Origin of the sequence: Acinetobacter sp. Marseille-Q1623, assembly GCF_902809895.1 — a bacterium.
GTDB classification, from domain to species: Bacteria; Pseudomonadota; Gammaproteobacteria; order Pseudomonadales; family Moraxellaceae; genus Acinetobacter; species Acinetobacter piscicola_A.
The window spans coordinates 152,625-172,049 of the sequence record NZ_CADDWG010000003.1 but is presented as its reverse complement, the minus strand read 5'-3'; the positions used below and the strand labels follow the sequence as shown (position 1 = coordinate 172,049).

The window sequence follows — 19,425 nt, the reverse complement described above, 5'->3', positions numbered from 1 at the left end:
TTTTGGGTTTGAATCATAAATCAATAAAACGTTTTAATTTAGAATGTAAATAAAAATCGATGATGCCCTTACAATCTTTGTCAATTAAATCCAAACGCTTCGTAGTAAAACTATAATTTTCCTATTTTTCAATATCTGGCAAAATCACCATCATTTAAATAGTCATCCAAGAACGTTGTAGGATCGTAAATATCTACGCTCATGATGAATCATTTTTATATATTTGCACTCACTTACTGCTTGAATTATCTAACAATGGAATCTAAATAATAGGAAAAATCTAATGAACAAACTAATCTTTTTATTTATATTTATTTTATTTAATAATATTGCTTTTGCAGAAGAAACTGATGTTTTGGAAGATTTGACTAAATTTTCCAAAATAATAATTTAGATGAATGCGTCGAATTAGCTATCTATATTCGAGATGATTTAGAAAGTCCATCAAGTGCAGTGGAAGTGGCAAAAAAGGCCTGCGATGGTGGCAACATGAAAGGCTGTAATGTGTTAGGAAAGCTATATATCGATGAATATAGTGGCTTGGGTATGAATTTTACAAAAGCCAAAGAACTCTATACGCATGCGTGTAAAAATGACTATGAAAATGCCTGTACTAATTTAGAAAATCTAAAAAATCAAGAACAAGAACATGACACACAAGGTCGTTTAGAAAAACTGATGCAGGCATGTACTCTAGAAAATAATTCTGCATGTGAAGCATTGCGACAAAAAATAAATGCACGTTAAGTAAAATTAAAATACTATTCAATAAGTTTGTTTAACTTCACATAAGTGCCATTGTGTTAAATAGAAGTCTTAATTCATCATGTATACTATAAAATTTAATTGAGCGGACTAAATGAATATTGATGTAAGCAGAGATCATGGTCAGATTGATAAAAAAAATATTGAAGATTATGCTGAATCTATTGGTTATAAATTCCCTAACTTTTATATTCAATTACTCAGCAAACACAATGGATTAACTCCTAAGAAGAACTATTTTGAGTTTTTAGATCATAACAATGAGATCACAGATAGAGAATTATATTTTTATAGCTACGGGTATGAAGAAATAGAAATTTGGGATGAAGAAGATCGTAAAAAGTATGAGGATTCCATCAAAAGCTATGAAGCCATTGAATTAAATCAACCTGATGAACACATGTATGAATTTATGGATAAACACATAGTGATTTTTGGAGAATGTGCAGGTGGTGACTTGCTAGCTTTTGATTATAGAGATGATCTTGATACTGATGAACCCGCTATTACTCTAATTTATCATGATGACCTTATCCAAATTTCACCAACTGAAAATAAGTTGAGAACTATAAAATTAGCAGATAATTTCACTTCTTTTATGGCGTTATTGAAAGAGGATGATTTTTAAATTGCGCTAAAATTAACATAATACACCTTATGTGAAATCACTTACATTAATATTTTTATTTCAATAACTTAAATACAATTAAAAAGCCTAATTTCGTCAAACTAGGCTTTTTAATGATTAATCACGTTTCACAATTTTTATTAGCAAAACTAAGCAAAAATCCCCTTCACTTTTGCAAAAGACTGCGTAATTTTAGCCGTCATATTATTTGGCAAAGAACACTTCGCTAAACGCACCCAAACACTCCAAAACTGCTGAAAGAAATTCGCTTCATTGTAGTTAATACCATATTCAGCACATAAGGCTTTAATCTTTGGGGCAACTTCCGCATAACGGTTGGCAGGCATATCAGGGAACAAATGATGCTCAATCTGATGGCTCAAATTACCACTTAAAATATGCAACCAATCTGTTCCTGTGAAGTTACTCGAACCACGAATCTGACGCAAATACCACTCAGCACGCGTTTCATTTTCAGTATTATCAGGCTCAAAAGTTTCAGCATCTTCAGTGAAATGACCATTAAAAATCACTGCCGAAGACCACAAACTACGGATCACATTGGCAACTGCATTCCCTGCAAAAACAGGCAAAGCATTTGGACCTGCAATGACAGGGAAAAATACATAATCTTTTAAAATTTGACGGCGGGCTTTTTTACGGAACTTGGTCGCATCTGCCCACACTTGTTTCCAAGTTTTAGTTTTATAGACCAATGCATCTTCTAAATGTAGATTTTGCACACCCACATACCACTCAAAAAACACCATAAGCTGAATTGCTAAAGGAATATTGAATAAAAAACGAGGTTCCCATTTTTGCGACTCACTCACACGTAGCAAACCATAACCCACATCATGGTCTTTACCGACAATATTGGTATAAGTGTGATGCACATAATTATGCGTATATTTCCAGTCATCACCTGAAGCAATGGTATCCCAGTCATAGTTTGCACCATTCAAACTTGGATCATTAAGCCAGTCGAATTGTCCATGCATCACGTTATGACCGAGTTCCATATTTTCAACGATTTTGGAAATGCCTAACAAACCTGTACCCACCACCCATACAGGTGGAATCCAACCACCAAACATCAACATGCCACGTGAAGCAATCTCGCTATAACGGACAAAGTTGCGAATTTTATAAATATATTGGGCATCCGACTCCCCTAAGCTGTCCATCACCTCGCGACGGATTTCATCGACACGGCGACCAAATGCTGCTGTGTGTTCAGCATTTAAATGCTTTGATTTACTGTTTAAAAAATTCACTGATATATTCATTTTTTTACTCCTCAGCGCTTCATTTTTTAGAAGCCTGTGCTGAATTTTGGCCACAACGTCCCCTGTCTTGATGGATAAGACAAAGATCGTGTTTAAATAAAAATTTGGAAAATAGCTTTTAAAATTAACTATGACTTAAAGATTGATCACCACAGGACTCACTGCTTGGCTAATACATAGTTTGATTTGTGTATTGGCAGTATGATCAATTTCACCTGTCAGCATATTTTTAGTTGAACCACTGACTTTGGTACATGTACAGGTATTACACATGCCCATACGGCAACCATGTGTCGGTTTTAAACCTGCTTGCTCAGCACTTTCAAGCAAGTTAGTTTTGGCAACAAATTCCTGCTGTGAGCGTAAAAAAGTTACAGGTTGCTGATTCAGGCTCTCATCTGCAACCACCTGAAAATATTCTTGTTTAAGCTGATGCTGAATATTCAACTCACGATATATTTGCTGAATACTTTGCATCATTGCATTTGCACCACAGGCATACGTTTGACGTTGCTGAAAGTCTGTCACATGTTCATTTAGCAAGGCTAAAGTTAAACGCTGCTGAGTTTTTAATGTATTGAAATATAAGTAATTCAACTGTGAATGCTGCACGGCAAGTTGCTGTAAGTCAGCATGAAAAGCTTCATCTCGACTAAAATACAACACAGTAATTTTGCGCTGTGACTGTTTTAAAGCGGCATTGAGCAATGCATAAATCGCACTGATCCCACTTCCCGATGCAACCAACAAAAGCGGCATGCTGTTTTGATCAAGAATAAATTCTCCTTGTGGTTGTGAAAGCTCTACGATGCTCCCAAATGTTAACTCGCTCAAAGCTTTAGACACTTTACCCTGACGCTTCACCGCCAAAACAAGGTCACCATTCGCCAATGTTTTCACAATGGAATAATGCCGTTGCTGCCGTACCCCTTCAATCAACACAGTGACTAAAACACTTTGCCCTGCTTTTAAATGTTGATTCTTAAAATTACGGTTAGGACGTAATTCAATTTGGAAAAAATCTGTGCTTAAACTGCGTATTTTGACCACAGATGCTTTGACTTTTTTCCATGCCCATAAGGGATTGATCTTGGCTGCGACAAAATCAACAAAATCCTCACGGATCCATTCAGGTTGATATGACATCGTTTGTATGGTTACAGATTTACTCATGTTGCGTTCCTCTTTATGCTGGCTATTTATTGAGTGAACATGCGTTCTTTTAGTGAACAGTCGTAAACTATACTTATTTTTAAATTCAGTCAACACCTGTGCACTGACATTCGTCGTTTAATTTGTAGGTTTATTTGTTAAACTCTTGCCATCACAAAATTTAAGGTCACACAATGTCAATACGGGATGAACGTAAACAGCAAAGTCGTCAGGCTTTACTTGATGCTGCACTTAGCTTAAGCACATCAGGTCGTTCATTTTCAAGTATCAGTTTGCGAGAAGTTGCGCGTGAAGTGGGTTTAGTGCCTACTGCCTTTTACCGACATTTCCAAGATATGGAAGAACTCGGTAAAGAGTTGGTCGATCAAGTTTCCTTGTATTTAAAAAATGTCTTGCATCAACTCGGACATGGTCTCGCCTTGCCTGAAGCCAAAACCCAGACCACTATGGATTCATTTTTTAAAGCCGTTGAACAAAATCCACAGCAATGGATTTTTATGATTGCAGAACGTTGGGGCGGTTCAGAAACGGTGCGCCGTGCCATTGATCGAGAAATTCGTTATTTAAATGATGATCTCAGTAGTGATCTAAAAAAATTACAAATTTTTGAACATTTTCAAAATGAAAATGATTTATATGTGTTGACCAGTTTATTGATTAATTCTGCTTTTACTTGGGCAATGTCATGGCTCAGTTTAAGCCGCCAGTATTCTGGGCAAGAATTAGAATTGCAAAAAATAATATATAAAAAACAATCTGTGACCCAAATCCGTTTTATTTTCAGAGGCATTTTAAATTGGGAAACACCCAAAATAGATCCTTTAGATTAATGCCACAATATTGAAGAAACAAAAAAACCCGCAATTTGCGGGTTTTTAATTCATCACACCATCAGATGCTTATTTACGTTCTTTATTGATTAAGTAATCAACTACTTGAGTGACTTTACCATCTTCACCTTGCACCACGTATTTACCATTTACAACCACCGCAGGTACACCACTGAGCTGATATTGTTGCGCCAATTTATTGGCTTGCGCAATTTTTGCAGTGATCGCAAATGAGTTATATGTACTGTTAAATTTCGCCTCAGGAATGCCATATTTTACAAAGAATTTTGCAAATTGATCTTTTTGTAAAATTTGCTGACCTGTACCATTGGCATGGAATAAAGGTAAATGCGTACGTTTGCGTACACCCAAAGCCTCAGAAACAAAATATGCACGTGCACCTTGTTCCCAAAGTGGATTCATTGATGCAGGGGTACGGATAAAGTTCACATCTTTTGGAATTTTTTTGAGCCAAGCTTGCATATGTGGCTCTAATTTAAAGCAGTGTGGGCAACCATACCAAAAGAATTCACGTACTTCAATTTTGCCAGGAACCTCAACTTTACCTGGGTTTTGCACCACAGTGTAGTCTTTTCCTGCAACAAAATTTGCTGCCATAGTATTTGCAGAAAATGCCATGAGCATTGCAGTTGTGCTACCCAAAAGTAATTTTTTCATTCAGTTTTTGTCCTCTAATATCATCTTGTCTAGCTTATGTACTAACTATAAAACAAATATGGGAAAATCGTTTTCCTTCTGTGAAGTTTTTTACACGATTCATCGCTTTTTTCAGAATTATGGGTACACTAGCATAGTTAAACTTAATTTTTGATTAAAACAAATGACCCAGAGGTGGCTCCCATGTCGCAACTCAATGTTGATCCACAAGAAATTGCAAAATTCGAAGCACTTGCAGCCTTATGGTGGGATCAGCACTCAGAGTTCCGCCCATTACACCAAATTAATCCACTCCGTTTAAACTGGATTGATGAACATTCGGGTGGTCTAACAGGTAAAAAAATTCTTGATGTCGGTTGTGGCGGGGGGATCTTGGCTGAAAGCATGGCACGCCGTGGTGCCGATGTACTTGGCATCGATATGGGTGCAGCGCCGCTCAATGTCGCGCGTCTGCATGCAGAACAAGAAAATGTACACAATATTGAATATCGTCAAGTGCCTGTAGAGCAACTTGCTGAAGAACAAGCAGGTCAATATGACATCGTGACCTGTATGGAAATGCTTGAGCATGTACCTGATCCTGCATCGATCATTCAAGCGTGCCAAAAACTGGTAAAACCAAATGGTCATGTGTTTTTCTCGACCATTAACCGTAATCCAAAATCTTATTTATTTGCCATAGTGGGTGCTGAATACGTCTTACGTTTACTCAAACGTGGCACACATGATTACCACAAATTCATTAAACCTTCTGAGCTTGCACATGACATCCGTAGTGCAGGATTAAAACTCAAAGACATGACAGGTTTACATTACAACCCATTGACCAAGCATTATTGGTTAGCACCAAATGTTGATGTCAACTATATGGTATATACGATCAATGAGTCTGCACAATGAAAGCAGTACTCTTTGACCTCGATGGTACTTTGATTGATACCGCTGCTGATTTCATTCGCATTATTCAAAATATGTGCCGTGAAAAAGGCTGTGCGGTTGTCGATGCCGCATTGATCCGCACACAAGTGTCTGAGGGGGCACGTGCGATGGTGAAATTGGTTTATCCCGAACTAGAAGTGGATGATCCTGTATTTTTAGCCCATCGCCAACGCTTTTTAGACATTTATGGTGCAGACATTGCTGTTGATACCGATCTTTTTGCAGGCATGTATCCCCTTCTAGAAGATTTAGAAAAGCATCATATTCCATGGGGCATTGTGACCAATAAACCACGCTGGCTCAGTGAAGCCTTACTCAAAGCACTCAATTTAACCGAACGCTGCGCCGTTTTGGTCTGCCCTGAGGATGTTCAAAACACCAAACCTGATCCAGAGCCAATGTATTTAGCAGCAAAGCACTTGAAGATTGATGAAAAACAGATTATTTATGTAGGTGATCATCCACGCGATATTGATGCTGGTCGCAATGCCAAGATGTATACCATTTTAGCAGCCTATGGCTATTTACCTTTACAATATAAAGATGACTTAAATGCATGGCATGCTGACTGTATCGTCAATGATGTGACGACGCTTCATCAGGTGGTTAATCGCTTGGTTCAGATCGAAAAGAGCACTTAAACAGCAAAGTATAATGACATCATAACAATTAAAGGAGGTCTCCCATGAAATATTCTGAATATCAACCTCGTCCTGACTTACTGAAGGATAAAATCATCCTAATTACAGGTGCGGGAGATGGTATTGGACGTGCAGCAGCACTCAGCTATGCACTACACGGTGCTACCGTGGTTTTACATGGTCGTACACTCAATAAACTTGAAGTCATTTATGATGAAATTGAATCTTTAGGTGCACCGCAACCTGCAATTTTACCGCTTCAATTATCGACAGCCTCACCACGAGACTATGAGCTTTTGGTACAAACCTTAGAACAACAGTTTGGTCGTTTAGATGGCATTTTACATAACGCAGGGATTTTAGGTGAACGTGTTGAATTAGCACATTATCCTGAAGAAGTGTGGGACGATGTCATGGCGGTAAATTTACGTGCACCTTTTGTCCTTACACAAGAATTAATGCCACTTTTACAAAAGTCTGAACACGCTTCTGTGGTTTTTGCCAGTTCAGGTGTAGGACGTGAGGCACGTGCTGAATGGGGTGCTTATTCGGTATCTAAAATTGCAATTGAAGCGGTAAGCCAAATTTTTGCAAAAGAACGAACTTATCCAAATATTCGTTTTAACTGTATTAATCCAGGCGGTACACGTACTGCAATGCGTGCTAAAGCTTACCCAGCAGAAGACCCAAAAACTTTGCCTACGCCTGAAAATATTATGCCTGCCTATTTATATTTAATGGGTGAAGACAGCTTACACATGAATGGTGAAAGTATTGATGCTCAGGACTAACCATTAACAGCGCTATTGTTCAATACCAATACCCTCCTGTTTTAAATTAGAGGGTATTTTTATTCAATAAAATAAAGACTTTACTATCTGCATTTAAAATCTGTGTATTATTTTTTAATGTCACAGTCTGCGAAGTATTCCAATGTGAATGCCCACAAAACAATAGATTATCCGCATATCTTTCAAGGATTTTCGTCAACTGTGGTTCACCTAAAAAAGCATATTCTTCAAGATGCGGTGACAAATGCGTTAATACGATATCGGGTTGCTGTTTTAAGAATTTTTCCAAGCTATTTAAATAAACATGTGCTTCTTGTCTAAAGTTTTTATCTGTTCGTCCAATGATGCCACTAAGTCCTGCAATCTTTAACCCATTCAATTTTACAACATCATTTTCTAAAAAGTGTACATTCTCGATCTGTTTGAGTTGGTTTAAATTTATGCCAAAGTCATCATGATTGCCAGCTATGCCAATCACTTTCTCAAAATATTGTGCAAATGTCTGCCACACTTGGATTGGATTACCGCTACTGCCTCTTTTTTCTAAATTAGCGTACAGATCACCACACAAAAAAGCCCACGATTTTTTAATGCTAAATCCTGTCAAATACATCTCATAAATTATTGGCAAACTTTCAGCTAAAACTTCACCAAGTAATATGCTCGAGGTTTGATCAAACTGACAGACTCCTTGTAAATCTGAACTCACTACAATTGAATCAATATTCTCTGCTAACCCTTCGATTTCACCAATATAAATAGGTAGTTGAAATTTTTGCGCTATCAAATCACCATGCGGTATGGTTAAATAATCTATGTATTCAATAGGATGCTCATTAATCTTTAGAATTTTTAATACTGTACCTATTTTCATTTATACCTACTGTTTTTTATTCAACCACCACTTTGATCGGTCTTGAAACCAAGTGATAGAAATTTTGTGCATCTAATTGTACTTTATAGCTTGCCAATACATAGCCCACACCTTTTTGAGTGAATTTTAGGCTGGTATTTTCCAAATGATGTGTCGGTGAGCCCGCCAAAACCACAAAGTTTTGCACTTTTGCATTCACTATTTTTTTATCTTGCTGCTGCAATTGGACATCTAAACTCAATGTTTGTCCACGTGCAACTTTCACTGTTTGAGGCGCTCGAATATCAACAATATAATGTGAATATTGCTGTATAAAATTGGTGGTAACCCCATTCAAACCTGCAATATAAAACTGTTTAAATGCTGCATCATTAAGATTCCAAGGCCAATAAGTCACTCCACGTTGTTGAGTATCTTGCACCACTGCCAATAATTCTTTTTGATAAACAGGATGATACGAGGCTGTATAATTTTGTACACTATTTAAAACAGTTTTCACATGATCTGCTGTGCTTTGCTGACTTGCAAATGCACCCGCCAACACACCTATTGAGACATCTGCAATTTCCCGATGCGCACGCTGTAACTGTTCTCGATTAAAAGAAGTAATCACCACTTGATCTGCAACTTTGTAACGTGCAATTTCTTGTTTTAATGCAGGAATAATCAAAGGATTATTACTTTTAATTTCAATCATTAAAACCACGTTCTTATTATTTTTAAATGCCTTAAAATATTCAGCGAGTGTTGGAACATGACGATTTTTTGTTTTGGTACGGAGTTGCTGAATCTGAGCAAGAGTCATGTCTTCGATCTTGCCTGTTGCATAGGTCGTCCGGTCTACCGTTGCATCATGCATAACAATAATCTGATGATCTTTACTGAGATAAATATCATTTTCAACAAGATCTGCCCCTAGATTTACTGCACGTACAGCACTTTCTAGCGTATTTTCATCCTCTAAACTCGGTACACCCCGATGTCCAATAATCAACGGTTGATGTAACAAAGTCTGTGCAGGAAGTTTCTTGAGCACTTGATTCAATAATAAATAATTGGAACTGATGACACCATTGGCACCTGAAATCAGTACAGAAGCTGCTTCTACCTCATTCTTGGCAGAGCTCATGACCCAAACATTCATTAAACGTTGTTGGATATATTGCACAGATTTTTTCACTGCCAAATGTTCAGGCAAAATTAAAACTTTTGCATGTGCTTGATTACTTTGTTGCACAATTTGATTTAAGTCACTAAAAGCATGACCTAACTTTTTGTTCTGACTAAAATCTAAAACCGTTCGCACCGTAGGCAGTAAATCATGTGCTGTTTTTAAAAGATCAGAGGATGACGATACGATCATTAGATCAGAAATATCACGTGAAGCTGACCATTGTTTCAGTGCATTCAAAGTCGCAACATCTGAAACTTCTAAAATTGCTAAGCTTTTACGTTGCGGGTCTAACCAATATTGAGCAAATGACGCCTGTACTTGACCTGAGGCATTCAACAGATTGAGTTGTTGATTTAACTTAAGATAAAGCTGACCTGTCTGTATTTTTTGCTGCTCAGCATGGGTGGTCACTTTTGGAATAATGGTTGTCGCAGCAAATCCTTGATGATTTGGTACAGTGGCTACATTTTGAATCGGTGTGGTTGTGGCAATCTGTGGTGTTGTTAATTTCACAGATTTTATTTTCATTTGTAAGCCTGCCGCAGAAAATCCGATCTCTCCCAAATCTTTTCTTTTGATTTCAGCATGTTGTAGTAAAACATCATTTAAATAATGTTTCACTTGCTGCCCTGAAACCCATAACGTTGCTTTATAGATTGTATTGGCTTGAATATCTTCAGAAAAAGCTGTTTTTGCTCGCACATGCCACTGACCATTTGCCAATTTTCCACCCAGCTCAGTGCCGTTTTGTGCACGTGCATTTTGCCGTAGCGTAAACTGAGTATAAGCTTGTGGAATCACACCTTGTCCAAGTGCGATATCATAAATCAGTGCGCCCCAACGACTCGGATTGTTCACATCTTGCAAAGAAAACTCAACATCTAAACGATAATGACTTAAGTTTGCTAACTCAGAAGGCAATAAAATAGAAGTCGGCTCAAAGCTTTGTTTACGCCCATCAACCCATAAAAAGCCATCTTTTATATAAATGCTACCTGCATTATTTCCGGGAATTTTCCAACCTTTGGGTAATTGTTTTATCTTAGAAAAATCAATTTCATAACGTATTTTTTCTAATTGTTCAGGACTTTTTTGTGCCGTTTCTTGCGGTTGAACAAGCACAGCTTGTGCCATACTTTGCTGTGAAAAAATACTCAAAACGAATAGGGCAGGAAAAATATAAACACGCATAGATCAAAATGATGCCGACCAAAATACACATTGTTTTAGGCTGATATTTTGGTCTTTCATTCCTTATTATAAATGAAGTGATTATTTTAAACCCATCTATAACAAAACACAGTATCTTAAATACCAATCGCCATTAAAATTACTGTTGTTGCTGTTCTTGTTGCCAACGGCGTTGCTGTAAACGCTCTCCTTCTACTTCACGTTTATTACGTGCAGATTCATATAATTTTGTGCCTTTAAGTTCAGGTGGCATGTAGTCCTGCAACACAAAATGTTCAGGATAGTTATGTGGATAGAGATAATCTACACCATAGCCTTGTTCTTTCATCAACTTCGTCGGTGCATTTCTTAAATGTAAAGGCACAGGCAGATTTGAGGTTTTTTCAGCGAGTTCTAGTGCTTTATTGATTGCTAAATAAGTACTGTTACTCTTGGCACTAGTTGCCAAATAAACCGCACATTGTCCTAAAATAATACGGCATTCAGGCATCCCCACCGCTTGTACTGAACGGAAACACTCTCCTGCAAGTAACAATGCATTGGGGTTAGAATTACCAATATCTTCCGATGCAGCAATCAGCATACGACGCGCAATAAAAACGGGATCTTCACCACCTTTGAGCATCCGCGCCATCCAATACAAAGTAGCATCAGGATCACTGCCTCGAATCGACTTAATAAAAGCTGAAACCAAATCATAATGTTGCTCACCTGATTTGTCATAACGGGCAATATTTTGCTGTGCCACTTTCACGACCACAGCATTCGTGACGATATTCTCTTGGTCTGGCTCAAATGTACTTGCCACTAAATCAATTAAATTGAGGGCTTTACGGGCATCACCTGCAGCAAACTGTATCAGTGCATCAAATTCTTCAATTTGAATATGACGATCTTTTAAAAATTGATCCTGCTGAATCGCATTTTCAATCAAGCTTTGAATCGCCTCATTACTTAATGCATTTAAGCTATAAACCTGACAACGTGACAGCAACGCACTATTGACTTCAAAAGATGGATTTTCTGTGGTTGCCCCAATTAAAGTGATTTTGCCTTTTTCTACAGCATTGAGTAATGCATCTTGTTGTGACTTGTTAAAACGATGAATTTCATCAATAAAAACCACAGGCGTAAGCAAATCACCACTTTCAGCAATCACCTCACGCAACTCTTTTACCCCTGTATTGAGTGCAGATAAACTCACAAAAGGTCGATCAACCGCTTGCGCCAACAACAATGCAATCGTAGTTTTCCCTACACCAGGTGGTCCCCAAAAAATAATGGATGGCAAATGTCCTTGATCAATCATTTGACGTAAAGGGGCTTGTTCTCCAAGTAAATGATCTTGCCCAATAATTTCAGACAAATCACGAGGACGAAGGCGTTCAGGTAAGGGAATATGGGTGTCTGACATAGTTGTTTTTGCAAAATAAGAGCTGTTCATAGTCTACTATGGTTTAGACAATTGTCGATAAAATTCCCATGCGATGCCATAAATCCTTCATCTTTAAAATAAACGGTTATATAACACCTCCATTAAGGAAGCTTGAAAAACATCACCATGACTAAGATTTGGATAAAGCAATAATTGGGTTTGGGCTTTTTTAGCGGCTAATGTACGAATCACTGCTCGATTATTTTCAATCAAATTAGCATCAAAGTTTTGACTTTGCTGTTGTCCATGTTCACTTGCAATATCACCTTCCATGATCCACAATTTTTTATTTTCAACCTGATGACCCGCTACATGCTGCAAACTTTTTAACATCCGGTGCTCAGCCCAAGAAAGTGATGGGCTTGCTGCAATATAATAACTAAATACATCACTGTGCATAAAACTATCTAAGACGAATAAACCACCATAAGAATGTCCCCACAAGACTGTACGTTGAGCATCGAGTTGCACCTGTTGATGCACCCAAGATTTGATTTGTTTTAAAATAAGTTCACGAAACTGCGCACTGCCGCCCGTCATACGCTCTGGATTTCGTGGATCAGGTTGTATGTTTCCTGTTGCATCTGCAGGCGTATAGTCCAATGCTCGTGCTTTCGTTTCAAAAGGCAAATTGGTGTCATAGCCAATCGCCACTAAGACGGGTGCATCACCCTGTGATAAATCTTTTAAGATATCGTCATTCAAACGAGCCATCACCGAATTACCATCGAGCATAAAAATAGCAGCTTGCTGCGCTTGACTAGATTGCTTGGGGATACCCAGCCAAACTTTATACGTTCTTTTTTGGTCAACAGACTGAAATTTCTGTATTTTAAACTGATAGTACTTTGAGCCTTGCTCTGCGATATTTGCCCCCAAAGGCTGTAAATTCGGCTGTGCATGCAATGAAATATTTACAGTCAAAATCAATGTAAATAGCAATAAAATATGCCCAATCTGAATTTTATTTGGTGACTTTGACATCTGCAAGGCTCGCAATAGACAGCCTCTATTTTAATTTTATTTGATAATGATTATCAATATCTATCTCACCCAACGTACAACATACTCGTCAATATCCTCTTCATCAACTTCAGTTTCAGAAATACAACGCCCTGCTGCTGATTTTCGTGCTTGGATAATGTTTTCTCTTGAGCCTGTATTTAAATAATGCCAGGTTGGTAATTTTTTACCTTCTTTTAAGCGTTGATATGCGCAACTCGAAGGCAACCAATAAATATGCTCTAATTTTTCAGGAGTCAATTGAATACAATCTGGAACATGTTGCATACGATTGGGATAATCTGAACATTGCGCCGTTTTACAATCTAATAACTGACATGCCACTTTGGTATAGGCAACTTCATTGGTTTCATCATCTTCAAGTTTGACCAAACAGCATAATCCACAACCATCACACAAAGCTTCCCACTCTGCTGGATTGAGTTCTGTCAGCGCATATTTTTTCCAAAATTCAGGACGTAATTCGGCAGGCATAATTCAAAATTTAATCTGTGATTTAACCGTAAATCATAGCATTTTTAGGTGAGAATTATTTTAGATTTTCAAATTACAAATCATTTACTTAAATTTATACAATTTATACCTTTGCAACAAAACTCAGCTACATTGCAATCCTGCAGATTTTTATACTCGTACATGAACAGTATAAAAACATGGGAGAATAATTATGTTTCGTTGGGCGATTATCTTTGCAGTGATTGCACTTATTGCAAGTCTGTTAGGCTTTGGTGGTGTCGCTGGTATGTCTAAAGATTTTGCAGTGATCTTATTGGTTGTCGCAGTGATCCTTGCTATTGTAGGATTTATTTCACGCGGACGTGTCTAAGTTTCATTCCAGTATCATCAAAAAAAAGAAGGAATATTCCTTCTTTTTTTATTTCTATATAGCTCATTTCTCATGAATGCTCATGTTTTTACACGCCATCATGACAATTTTTTTTAGAAATACGGAGTCATTTTTCTAAAACATCATTATATTATGTGATTATTCAATCAATAAATAAGATTGAACACCACTGCAATGCACATAATAATTTCTCACATTTCTATGCACATTATTGTGTATAAAGTCATTTGAAAACTCAAAAACTATGTTTTAATCAAAGTATTCTCAAAATTATACAAGGATTTATAGCATGACAATGACGATTACAACACGTGAAATTTCTTATCAAGCCCAAGACGGCACAACGCTGATTGGTTATTTTGCAAGTCCTGTTTCTGATACACCAGTGGCAGGTGTGATCGTTGCGCCAGAATGGTGGGGTCGTAATGAATATACAGAACAACGTGCGCGTGAGCTTGCTGAACATGGCTATGCTGCCCTAGCCATCGATATGTATGGCGACAAGAAAGTCACCACAAATGTACCGCAAGCCAGTGAATGGATGACACAAACCTTTGAAAATGAAAATACCATTGTTGAGCGTGCAACTGCAGGCTTAAATACTTTGGCAGCTCAATCGGAAGTAGATGCATCACGTTTGGCTGCCATTGGTTTTTGTTATGGTGGCAAAGTGGTACTTGATCTCGCACGCACAGGAGCAGCACTTAAAGCTGTCGCAACCTTCCATGCTGCCAATGTTGCACCACGCCAAGCAGGTGATGCTCAAAATATTCAAGCTGAATTATTGGTTTTACATGGTGAATTAGACAGTATGTTATCGCTCGATGCGATTGCTGAATTTAAACAGGAAATGCATGCTGCTCACATCCCACATGAAGTTATTGTATTTGAAGGTGCTAAACACGGCTTTAGTAACCCTTTAGCAGATGAACGTGCAAAAGCAAACAATGTGGATCTAGGTTATAACGCTGAAGCTGAACAACAAAGTCTAGCTGCAATGTATGAACTGTTACAGCGCCAACTGAAATAAGGTTTACATTATATTAGACATTAAAAAATCAAATAATTTCGAGAGGATATTGAGATGACTGACTTAAACTGCCCTTATTGCAATTTTGACGAATACGATATTATTGCCAAAAATGAGTTTGGTGCAATTTTGCCTGAGCCAAATCCACTTTCGAAAGGGCATTCTGTGATTGTTCCTTTACGCCATATCACTTCTTTTTTTGATGTCTCTGAAAAAGAAAGAAAAAGCTTATCTAGCTTACTTGAACTGGCACGTAATGAATTAAAAATCCGTCATCAGCCAGCAGGTTTCCACATTGCATTTAATGATGGTGATGTCTTTGCTGATGAACATACTGAACATTTTCACATCCATATTATTCCCCGTTATCAAGATCAAGTTTTGGTCCTCGATCAACGTTGGGGCGTGACCTCTAAGCAATAATTTTTTTTTAAACAATCAAAGACGCTACGGCGTCTTTTTTAATCTCAATATTCTCTCACATGTACCCTCCTAAGTTTCGCTATACTAATATCCTCTTTTTCATTCGAAGTCAGCATGTCGCAGTTTTCATTTTCAGATGCACTCCTCACATGGTTTGACCAACATGGTCGTCATGATTTACCTTGGCAAGTCGCGGATGATCCGTACAAAGTATGGGTCTCCGAAATCATGTTGCAACAGACGCAAGTGAAAACTGTCTTACAATATTTTGAGCCTTTTATTGACCGTTTTCCAACTGTAGATGACTTAGGCAAAGCTTCTTGGGATGACGTTGCTCCGTATTGGGCGGGTTTAGGTTATTACGCCCGTGCACGTAATCTGCATAAAGCAGCGGCTATTGTCAGCCAACAAGGACATTTTCCTGCAACGCTTGAACAATGGGTTGAGCTACCTGGTATTGGTCGTTCAACGGGGGGCGCGCTGATGTCTCTCGGTTTACGTCAGTATGGCGTGATTATGGATGGCAATGTTAAACGTGTATTGGCACGTTTTTTTGCCATCGAAGATGATTTGAGTAAACCCATCCATGAACGGGAAATGTGGCAACGTGCAGAAGCACTGTGCCCAATTGAACGTAATCATGATTATACGCAAGCCATTATGGATTTGGGTGCAACCATCTGCACGCCGAAAAAACCGCTATGCCTATATTGCCCAATGCAACAACACTGCCAAGCGCATCAGCAAGGTTTAGAAACAGAACTGCCTTATAAGAAGCCGAAAAAGCCTGTCCCTGTAAAAACAGCCAAAGTTTTACTGATTCAGTCAGACCAACAATGGTTATGGCAACAACGTCCAAACAGTGGTTTATGGGGTGGTTTATGGAGTTTACCTATTCTTGAGGATGATGCTGAATTTGAAAACATCTGTAAGCGTTTTAAGCTGATTTCTAAAGTTAAACCTGTACAAATTTCACATAGCTTTACCCATTTCACCTGGATTTTAAATGCTCATATTTTCCAGATTGAGCCTGATCAACAGGAATATCTGCAAGCAGAACTGAGCGGTGAATGGCTTTCGCCACAAAAAGCTACACAAATGGGCATTCCAACTGCCATGAAAAAATTGATCTCAGCGGTTGAGATATGACATAGTCAGACACGGGTATTCACCACTTATTTTCAATTTTAATCTGTACTTTTAAAACTTGAACAATGAATAAATTAGGATTTCTCGTGTCATTTTATTTTCGTTATAGTTTGCTTGTATGTTTTGCAATGTTCATCAGTGCTTGTACCACTACACCTAAAAAACCAAGCCCTTTACCTCAAAATACGATTTTAAAACTAAAATCAATGTCGATGCCAAGCCACTTACCTATTCCTGTGGAAGGAATTAAAGTAAAAAATTTGACTGACACTTGGGGAGCATCTCGTAGTGCAGGACGTAGTCACGAGGGCATTGATATTTTGGCTCCACGTGGAACAAAAGTTTATAGTACCACTGAAGGCTTAGTGACTAGCCTCAAAGGGAATAACTTAGGTGGCACAGTCATTTGGATCATGGGGCCGAGTGGGGCTTATCATTATTATGCACATTTAAATGGACATAAACGTGGTTTAAAAGAAGGCGACTATGTCCGTCGTGGTGAACTGATTGGCTATGTCGGCAATACAGGAAATGCACGACATACTGCCCCTCATTTGCACTATGGATTATACTTAAACGGTAAAGGGCGTGGCGCAGTCAACCCTTACCCTTATTTAAGATAGTTTTTTATTTAAAAATCAGTTAGGAATATTCCATGTCAGAAGCAGTGCTTGAGCGTTTGGTTGAATTTGCAGAATCAGGCAATCAACAAAAAATTGTCTTTAATGGACAAAGCCATCAAGGCTGGATTATGGAAATCACCGATGAAGCTTTGCTGATCAGTACAGGTTTTGCAGATAAGACAGGTAAAGATTTGTGGCTAAATTTCAACGAGCTGCAACAGTCTGAATTATTTTATTGGGACAATAAAACCGATCAATGGGTCGAATTTAAACTTTAAAAAATAAAATTCAGGAGCACTTAAAAATGACAAATAAGCGTTGTGGCTGGTGCTCCAATGACCCGATTTATATCCATTACCATGATCATGAATGGGGCAAGCCCAATCACAATGAACAGCATTTATTTGAAATGCTGTGTCTAGAAGGACAGCAAGCAGGTCTGTCATGGATTACCGTCCTGAAAAAACGCGAAGCTTATCGGACGCATTTTTTTCATCGTCCTATTGCTGAAATTGCACAACTGACCGATCAGCATCTTGACTATAAATTACAGGATGCAGGTCTAATTCGTCATCTTGGTAAACTCAAAGCCATTCGTGACAATGCCATCGCTTGGCAAAACATGAAAGCTGAAGGTTTAGATCCTGTCCAATGGCTATGGGATTTTGTCGATCAAAAACAGCAGATCAATGATGTACCTGACTACAAACTCGCCCCTGCTCAGACTGAAATCAGTCAGCAGTTATCGAAAACCTTAAAGAAAAAAGGCTTTAAATTTGTTGGACCAACCACAGTCTATGCTTTTATGCAGGCGGTAGGTATGGTCAATGACCATGAAAATGATTGCGCATTTCGCTGATATTTTTCATTAAAAACTCAAAATAACAGGAAGGATTCACATGACAGATAATACCATCCATGCTTATGCAGCTTTGCAAGCAGGTGCCACACTTGTACCTTACACATTTGATGCAGGCGAATTACAAGCGCATCAAGTTGAAGTCAAAGTCGAATATTGCGGACTTTGTCACTCCGATGTTTCCGTGATCAACAATGAATGGGGCAATGCTGTTTATCCTGTGGTGGGTGGTCATGAGATTATTGGTACGATTACTCAACTTGGTTCAGAAGCCAAAGGCTTAAAAGTCGGACAGCGTGTCGGCATTGGTTGGACTGCGGAAAGCTGCCAACACTGTGACCCTTGTGTCAGTGGTCAACAAGTCCTTTGTACAGGGGGTAAAACAGCGACCATTGTTGGGCATGCAGGTGGTTTTGCCGATAAAGTCCGTGCAGGTTGGCAATGGATTATTCCTCTACCTGAAGACCTAGAACCTGAAAGTGCAGGACCCTTACTGTGTGGGGGGATCACTGTATTTGACCCCATTTTAAAGCATCAGATTCAAGCCATTCACCATGTTGGTGTCATTGGCATTGGTGGTCTAGGTCATATGGCGATTAAACTACTGAAAGCTTGGGGCTGTGAAATTACAGCATTTACTTCAAGTTTAGATAAGACCGATGAACTCAAAGCCATGGGCGCAGATCATGTGGTCAATAGCCGTGATGTTGATGCTTTAAAAACACAACGTGGCAAATTTGATCTGTTACTGTGTACAGTCAATGTCAGCCTAGATTGGAAAGCCTACCTGAACACACTTGCACCCAATGGTACGATTCATATGTTGGGTATGGTTCTTGACCCAATGCCAATTCCTGCGGGAACTTTAATCAGTGGCGCAAAATCAGTGACAGGCTCACCAACGGGTTCACCATTTGCCTTACGTCAATTGCTACAGTTTGCTGCGCGTAAAAACATTGCACCACAAATTGAGCTTTATCCGATGTCAAAAATTAATGATGCTTTGGAGCGACTACACTCAGGACAGGCACGTTATCGCATTGTGTTAAAGGCGGATTTTTAA

Annotated in this window: 22 protein-coding genes; 14 read left to right on the top strand and 8 right to left on the bottom strand. The window is 38.5% G+C overall.

The annotated features are described in order from the left end of the window. The first annotated feature begins 489 nt into the window (after positions 1–489). Positions 490–747: a hypothetical protein gene (locus HUV91_RS16335; protein WP_174494106.1), complete on the top strand. Its 258-nt coding sequence runs from the start codon at positions 490–492 to the stop codon at positions 745–747. 112 nt (positions 748–859) lie between these two features. Further along, positions 860–1,393, top strand: a complete 534-nt coding sequence (locus HUV91_RS16330; protein WP_174494105.1) for an SMI1/KNR4 family protein — start codon at positions 860–862, stop codon at positions 1,391–1,393. Positions 1,394–1,542: 149 nt separating this feature from the next. On the opposite strand, the gene HUV91_RS16325 is transcribed toward HUV91_RS16330, so the two are convergent. Together HUV91_RS16325 and HUV91_RS16320 are read right to left on the bottom strand one after the other, a co-directional pair. After that, positions 1,543–2,682 (bottom strand): fatty acid desaturase family protein, encoded by a 1,140-nt coding sequence (locus tag HUV91_RS16325; protein ID WP_416377025.1) that lies wholly within the window; start codon positions 2,680–2,682, stop codon positions 1,543–1,545. Between the two features lie 135 nt (positions 2,683–2,817). Then, a complete protein-coding gene (locus tag HUV91_RS16320) occupies positions 2,818–3,855 on the bottom strand; it encodes a flavin reductase family protein (RefSeq protein ID WP_228721890.1) in 1,038 nt (345 codons plus the stop codon). A 173-nt stretch (positions 3,856–4,028) separates the two neighbouring features. On the opposite strand from HUV91_RS16320, the gene HUV91_RS16315 reads away from it, so the two are divergent. Next, positions 4,029–4,685 (top strand): TetR family transcriptional regulator, encoded by a 657-nt coding sequence (locus tag HUV91_RS16315; RefSeq protein ID WP_174494104.1) that lies wholly within the window; start codon positions 4,029–4,031, stop codon positions 4,683–4,685. 69 nt (positions 4,686–4,754) lie between these two features. Here the strand turns inward: HUV91_RS16315 and HUV91_RS16310 are convergent, their stop codons facing one another. Further along, entirely contained in the window at positions 4,755–5,363 is a 609-nt protein-coding gene (locus HUV91_RS16310) for a thiol:disulfide interchange protein DsbA/DsbL (protein WP_111860236.1), read from the bottom strand. A 183-nt stretch (positions 5,364–5,546) separates the two neighbouring features. Here HUV91_RS16310 and ubiG point away from each other — a divergent pair, with 183 nt between their 5' ends. The 3 genes from ubiG to HUV91_RS16295 are packed head-to-tail and all read left to right on the top strand — an operon-like array spanning position 5,547 to position 7,734. After that, positions 5,547–6,263, top strand: a complete 717-nt coding sequence (gene ubiG, locus HUV91_RS16305; RefSeq protein ID WP_174494103.1) for a bifunctional 2-polyprenyl-6-hydroxyphenol methylase/3-demethylubiquinol 3-O-methyltransferase UbiG — start codon at positions 5,547–5,549, stop codon at positions 6,261–6,263. Continuing rightward, the gene (locus HUV91_RS16300; protein ID WP_130075464.1) at positions 6,260–6,943 is read left to right on the top strand and encodes an HAD family hydrolase; all 684 of its coding nucleotides are present in this window, start codon (positions 6,260–6,262) and stop codon (positions 6,941–6,943) included. Before ubiG ends, HUV91_RS16300 begins: the two co-directional genes overlap by 4 nt. A gap of 44 nt (positions 6,944–6,987) precedes the next feature. Further along, positions 6,988–7,734 carry a YciK family oxidoreductase gene (locus HUV91_RS16295; protein WP_174494102.1) on the top strand — a complete coding sequence of 249 codons (747 nt, stop codon included), beginning with the start codon at positions 6,988–6,990 and terminating at the stop codon, positions 7,732–7,734. 46 nt (positions 7,735–7,780) lie between these two features. Here HUV91_RS16295 and HUV91_RS16290 read toward each other — a convergent pair whose 3' ends face one another. From HUV91_RS16290 to HUV91_RS16270, 5 genes are all read right to left on the bottom strand, one after another. Then, positions 7,781–8,608 (bottom strand): metallophosphoesterase family protein, encoded by an 828-nt coding sequence (locus HUV91_RS16290; protein ID WP_174494101.1) that lies wholly within the window; start codon positions 8,606–8,608, stop codon positions 7,781–7,783. 16 nt (positions 8,609–8,624) lie between these two features. Next, positions 8,625–10,973, bottom strand: coding sequence for a glycerophosphodiester phosphodiesterase (locus HUV91_RS16285; RefSeq protein ID WP_174494100.1), 2,349 nt, complete (start codon positions 10,971–10,973; stop codon positions 8,625–8,627). A 139-nt stretch (positions 10,974–11,112) separates the two neighbouring features. Then, complete coding sequence (locus tag HUV91_RS16280; RefSeq protein ID WP_130075456.1) at positions 11,113–12,387, bottom strand: replication-associated recombination protein A; 1,275 nt, start codon at positions 12,385–12,387, stop codon at positions 11,113–11,115. A 93-nt stretch (positions 12,388–12,480) separates the two neighbouring features. Beyond that, positions 12,481–13,392 carry an alpha/beta hydrolase gene (locus HUV91_RS16275; protein WP_174494099.1) on the bottom strand — a complete coding sequence of 304 codons (912 nt, stop codon included), beginning with the start codon at positions 13,390–13,392 and terminating at the stop codon, positions 12,481–12,483. Between the two features lie 60 nt (positions 13,393–13,452). Beyond that, positions 13,453–13,905, bottom strand: coding sequence for a YcgN family cysteine cluster protein (locus HUV91_RS16270; protein ID WP_130075489.1), 453 nt, complete (start codon positions 13,903–13,905; stop codon positions 13,453–13,455). 193 nt (positions 13,906–14,098) lie between these two features. Between HUV91_RS16270 and HUV91_RS16265 the strand changes: the two genes are divergently transcribed. From HUV91_RS16265 to ahr, 8 genes are all read left to right on the top strand, one after another. Further along, a complete protein-coding gene (locus HUV91_RS16265) occupies positions 14,099–14,257 on the top strand; it encodes a DUF1328 domain-containing protein (protein ID WP_130075488.1) in 159 nt (52 codons plus the stop codon). Positions 14,258–14,567: 310 nt separating this feature from the next. Further along, on the top strand, positions 14,568–15,308 hold the full coding sequence (locus HUV91_RS16260) for a dienelactone hydrolase family protein (RefSeq protein ID WP_174494098.1): 741 nt from the start codon (positions 14,568–14,570) through the stop codon (positions 15,306–15,308). Positions 15,309–15,362: 54 nt separating this feature from the next. Next, positions 15,363–15,731 (top strand): HIT family protein, encoded by a 369-nt coding sequence (locus tag HUV91_RS16255; RefSeq protein WP_130075486.1) that lies wholly within the window; start codon positions 15,363–15,365, stop codon positions 15,729–15,731. 114 nt (positions 15,732–15,845) lie between these two features. Beyond that, positions 15,846–16,880, top strand: coding sequence for an A/G-specific adenine glycosylase (mutY, locus tag HUV91_RS16250; RefSeq protein WP_174494097.1), 1,035 nt, complete (start codon positions 15,846–15,848; stop codon positions 16,878–16,880). Between the two features lie 128 nt (positions 16,881–17,008). Beyond that, a complete protein-coding gene (locus tag HUV91_RS16245) occupies positions 17,009–17,503 on the top strand; it encodes a M23 family metallopeptidase (RefSeq protein WP_228721892.1) in 495 nt (164 codons plus the stop codon). A 32-nt stretch (positions 17,504–17,535) separates the two neighbouring features. After that, positions 17,536–17,781 carry a hypothetical protein gene (locus tag HUV91_RS16240; RefSeq protein ID WP_107009059.1) on the top strand — a complete coding sequence of 82 codons (246 nt, stop codon included), beginning with the start codon at positions 17,536–17,538 and terminating at the stop codon, positions 17,779–17,781. A gap of 26 nt (positions 17,782–17,807) precedes the next feature. Beyond that, complete coding sequence (locus HUV91_RS16235) at positions 17,808–18,362, top strand: DNA-3-methyladenine glycosylase I (protein WP_130075483.1); 555 nt, start codon at positions 17,808–17,810, stop codon at positions 18,360–18,362. 40 nt (positions 18,363–18,402) lie between these two features. Then, entirely contained in the window at positions 18,403–19,425 is a 1,023-nt protein-coding gene (gene ahr, locus HUV91_RS16230; protein ID WP_130075482.1) for an NADPH-dependent aldehyde reductase Ahr, read from the top strand.

What these genes read in the sequence shown, in the direction of transcription:
- HUV91_RS16335 (WP_174494106.1), top strand. Translation starts at nt 490, where the DNA reads ATGAAAGGCTGTAATGTGTTAGGAAAGCTATATATCGATGAATATAGT.
- HUV91_RS16330 (WP_174494105.1), top strand. Translation starts at nt 860, where the DNA reads ATGAATATTGATGTAAGCAGAGATCATGGTCAGATTGATAAAAAAAAT.
- HUV91_RS16325 (WP_416377025.1), bottom strand. Translation starts at nt 2,682, where the DNA reads ATGAATATATCAGTGAATTTTTTAAACAGTAAATCAAAGCATTTAAAT.
- HUV91_RS16320 (WP_228721890.1), bottom strand. Translation starts at nt 3,855, where the DNA reads ATGAGTAAATCTGTAACCATACAAACGATGTCATATCAACCTGAATGG.
- HUV91_RS16315 (WP_174494104.1), top strand. Translation starts at nt 4,029, where the DNA reads ATGTCAATACGGGATGAACGTAAACAGCAAAGTCGTCAGGCTTTACTT.
- HUV91_RS16310 (WP_111860236.1), bottom strand. Translation starts at nt 5,363, where the DNA reads ATGAAAAAATTACTTTTGGGTAGCACAACTGCAATGCTCATGGCATTT.
- ubiG (WP_174494103.1), top strand. Translation starts at nt 5,547, where the DNA reads ATGTCGCAACTCAATGTTGATCCACAAGAAATTGCAAAATTCGAAGCA.
- HUV91_RS16300 (WP_130075464.1), top strand. Translation starts at nt 6,260, where the DNA reads ATGAAAGCAGTACTCTTTGACCTCGATGGTACTTTGATTGATACCGCT.
- HUV91_RS16295 (WP_174494102.1), top strand. Translation starts at nt 6,988, where the DNA reads ATGAAATATTCTGAATATCAACCTCGTCCTGACTTACTGAAGGATAAA.
- HUV91_RS16290 (WP_174494101.1), bottom strand. Translation starts at nt 8,608, where the DNA reads ATGAAAATAGGTACAGTATTAAAAATTCTAAAGATTAATGAGCATCCT.
- HUV91_RS16285 (WP_174494100.1), bottom strand. Translation starts at nt 10,973, where the DNA reads ATGCGTGTTTATATTTTTCCTGCCCTATTCGTTTTGAGTATTTTTTCA.
- HUV91_RS16280 (WP_130075456.1), bottom strand. Translation starts at nt 12,387, where the DNA reads ATGTCAGACACCCATATTCCCTTACCTGAACGCCTTCGTCCTCGTGAT.
- HUV91_RS16275 (WP_174494099.1), bottom strand. Translation starts at nt 13,392, where the DNA reads ATGTCAAAGTCACCAAATAAAATTCAGATTGGGCATATTTTATTGCTA.
- HUV91_RS16270 (WP_130075489.1), bottom strand. Translation starts at nt 13,905, where the DNA reads ATGCCTGCCGAATTACGTCCTGAATTTTGGAAAAAATATGCGCTGACA.
- HUV91_RS16265 (WP_130075488.1), top strand. Translation starts at nt 14,099, where the DNA reads ATGTTTCGTTGGGCGATTATCTTTGCAGTGATTGCACTTATTGCAAGT.
- HUV91_RS16260 (WP_174494098.1), top strand. Translation starts at nt 14,568, where the DNA reads ATGACAATGACGATTACAACACGTGAAATTTCTTATCAAGCCCAAGAC.
- HUV91_RS16255 (WP_130075486.1), top strand. Translation starts at nt 15,363, where the DNA reads ATGACTGACTTAAACTGCCCTTATTGCAATTTTGACGAATACGATATT.
- mutY (WP_174494097.1), top strand. Translation starts at nt 15,846, where the DNA reads ATGTCGCAGTTTTCATTTTCAGATGCACTCCTCACATGGTTTGACCAA.
- HUV91_RS16245 (WP_228721892.1), top strand. Translation starts at nt 17,009, where the DNA reads ATGTTCATCAGTGCTTGTACCACTACACCTAAAAAACCAAGCCCTTTA.
- HUV91_RS16240 (WP_107009059.1), top strand. Translation starts at nt 17,536, where the DNA reads ATGTCAGAAGCAGTGCTTGAGCGTTTGGTTGAATTTGCAGAATCAGGC.
- HUV91_RS16235 (WP_130075483.1), top strand. Translation starts at nt 17,808, where the DNA reads ATGACAAATAAGCGTTGTGGCTGGTGCTCCAATGACCCGATTTATATC.
- ahr (WP_130075482.1), top strand. Translation starts at nt 18,403, where the DNA reads ATGACAGATAATACCATCCATGCTTATGCAGCTTTGCAAGCAGGTGCC.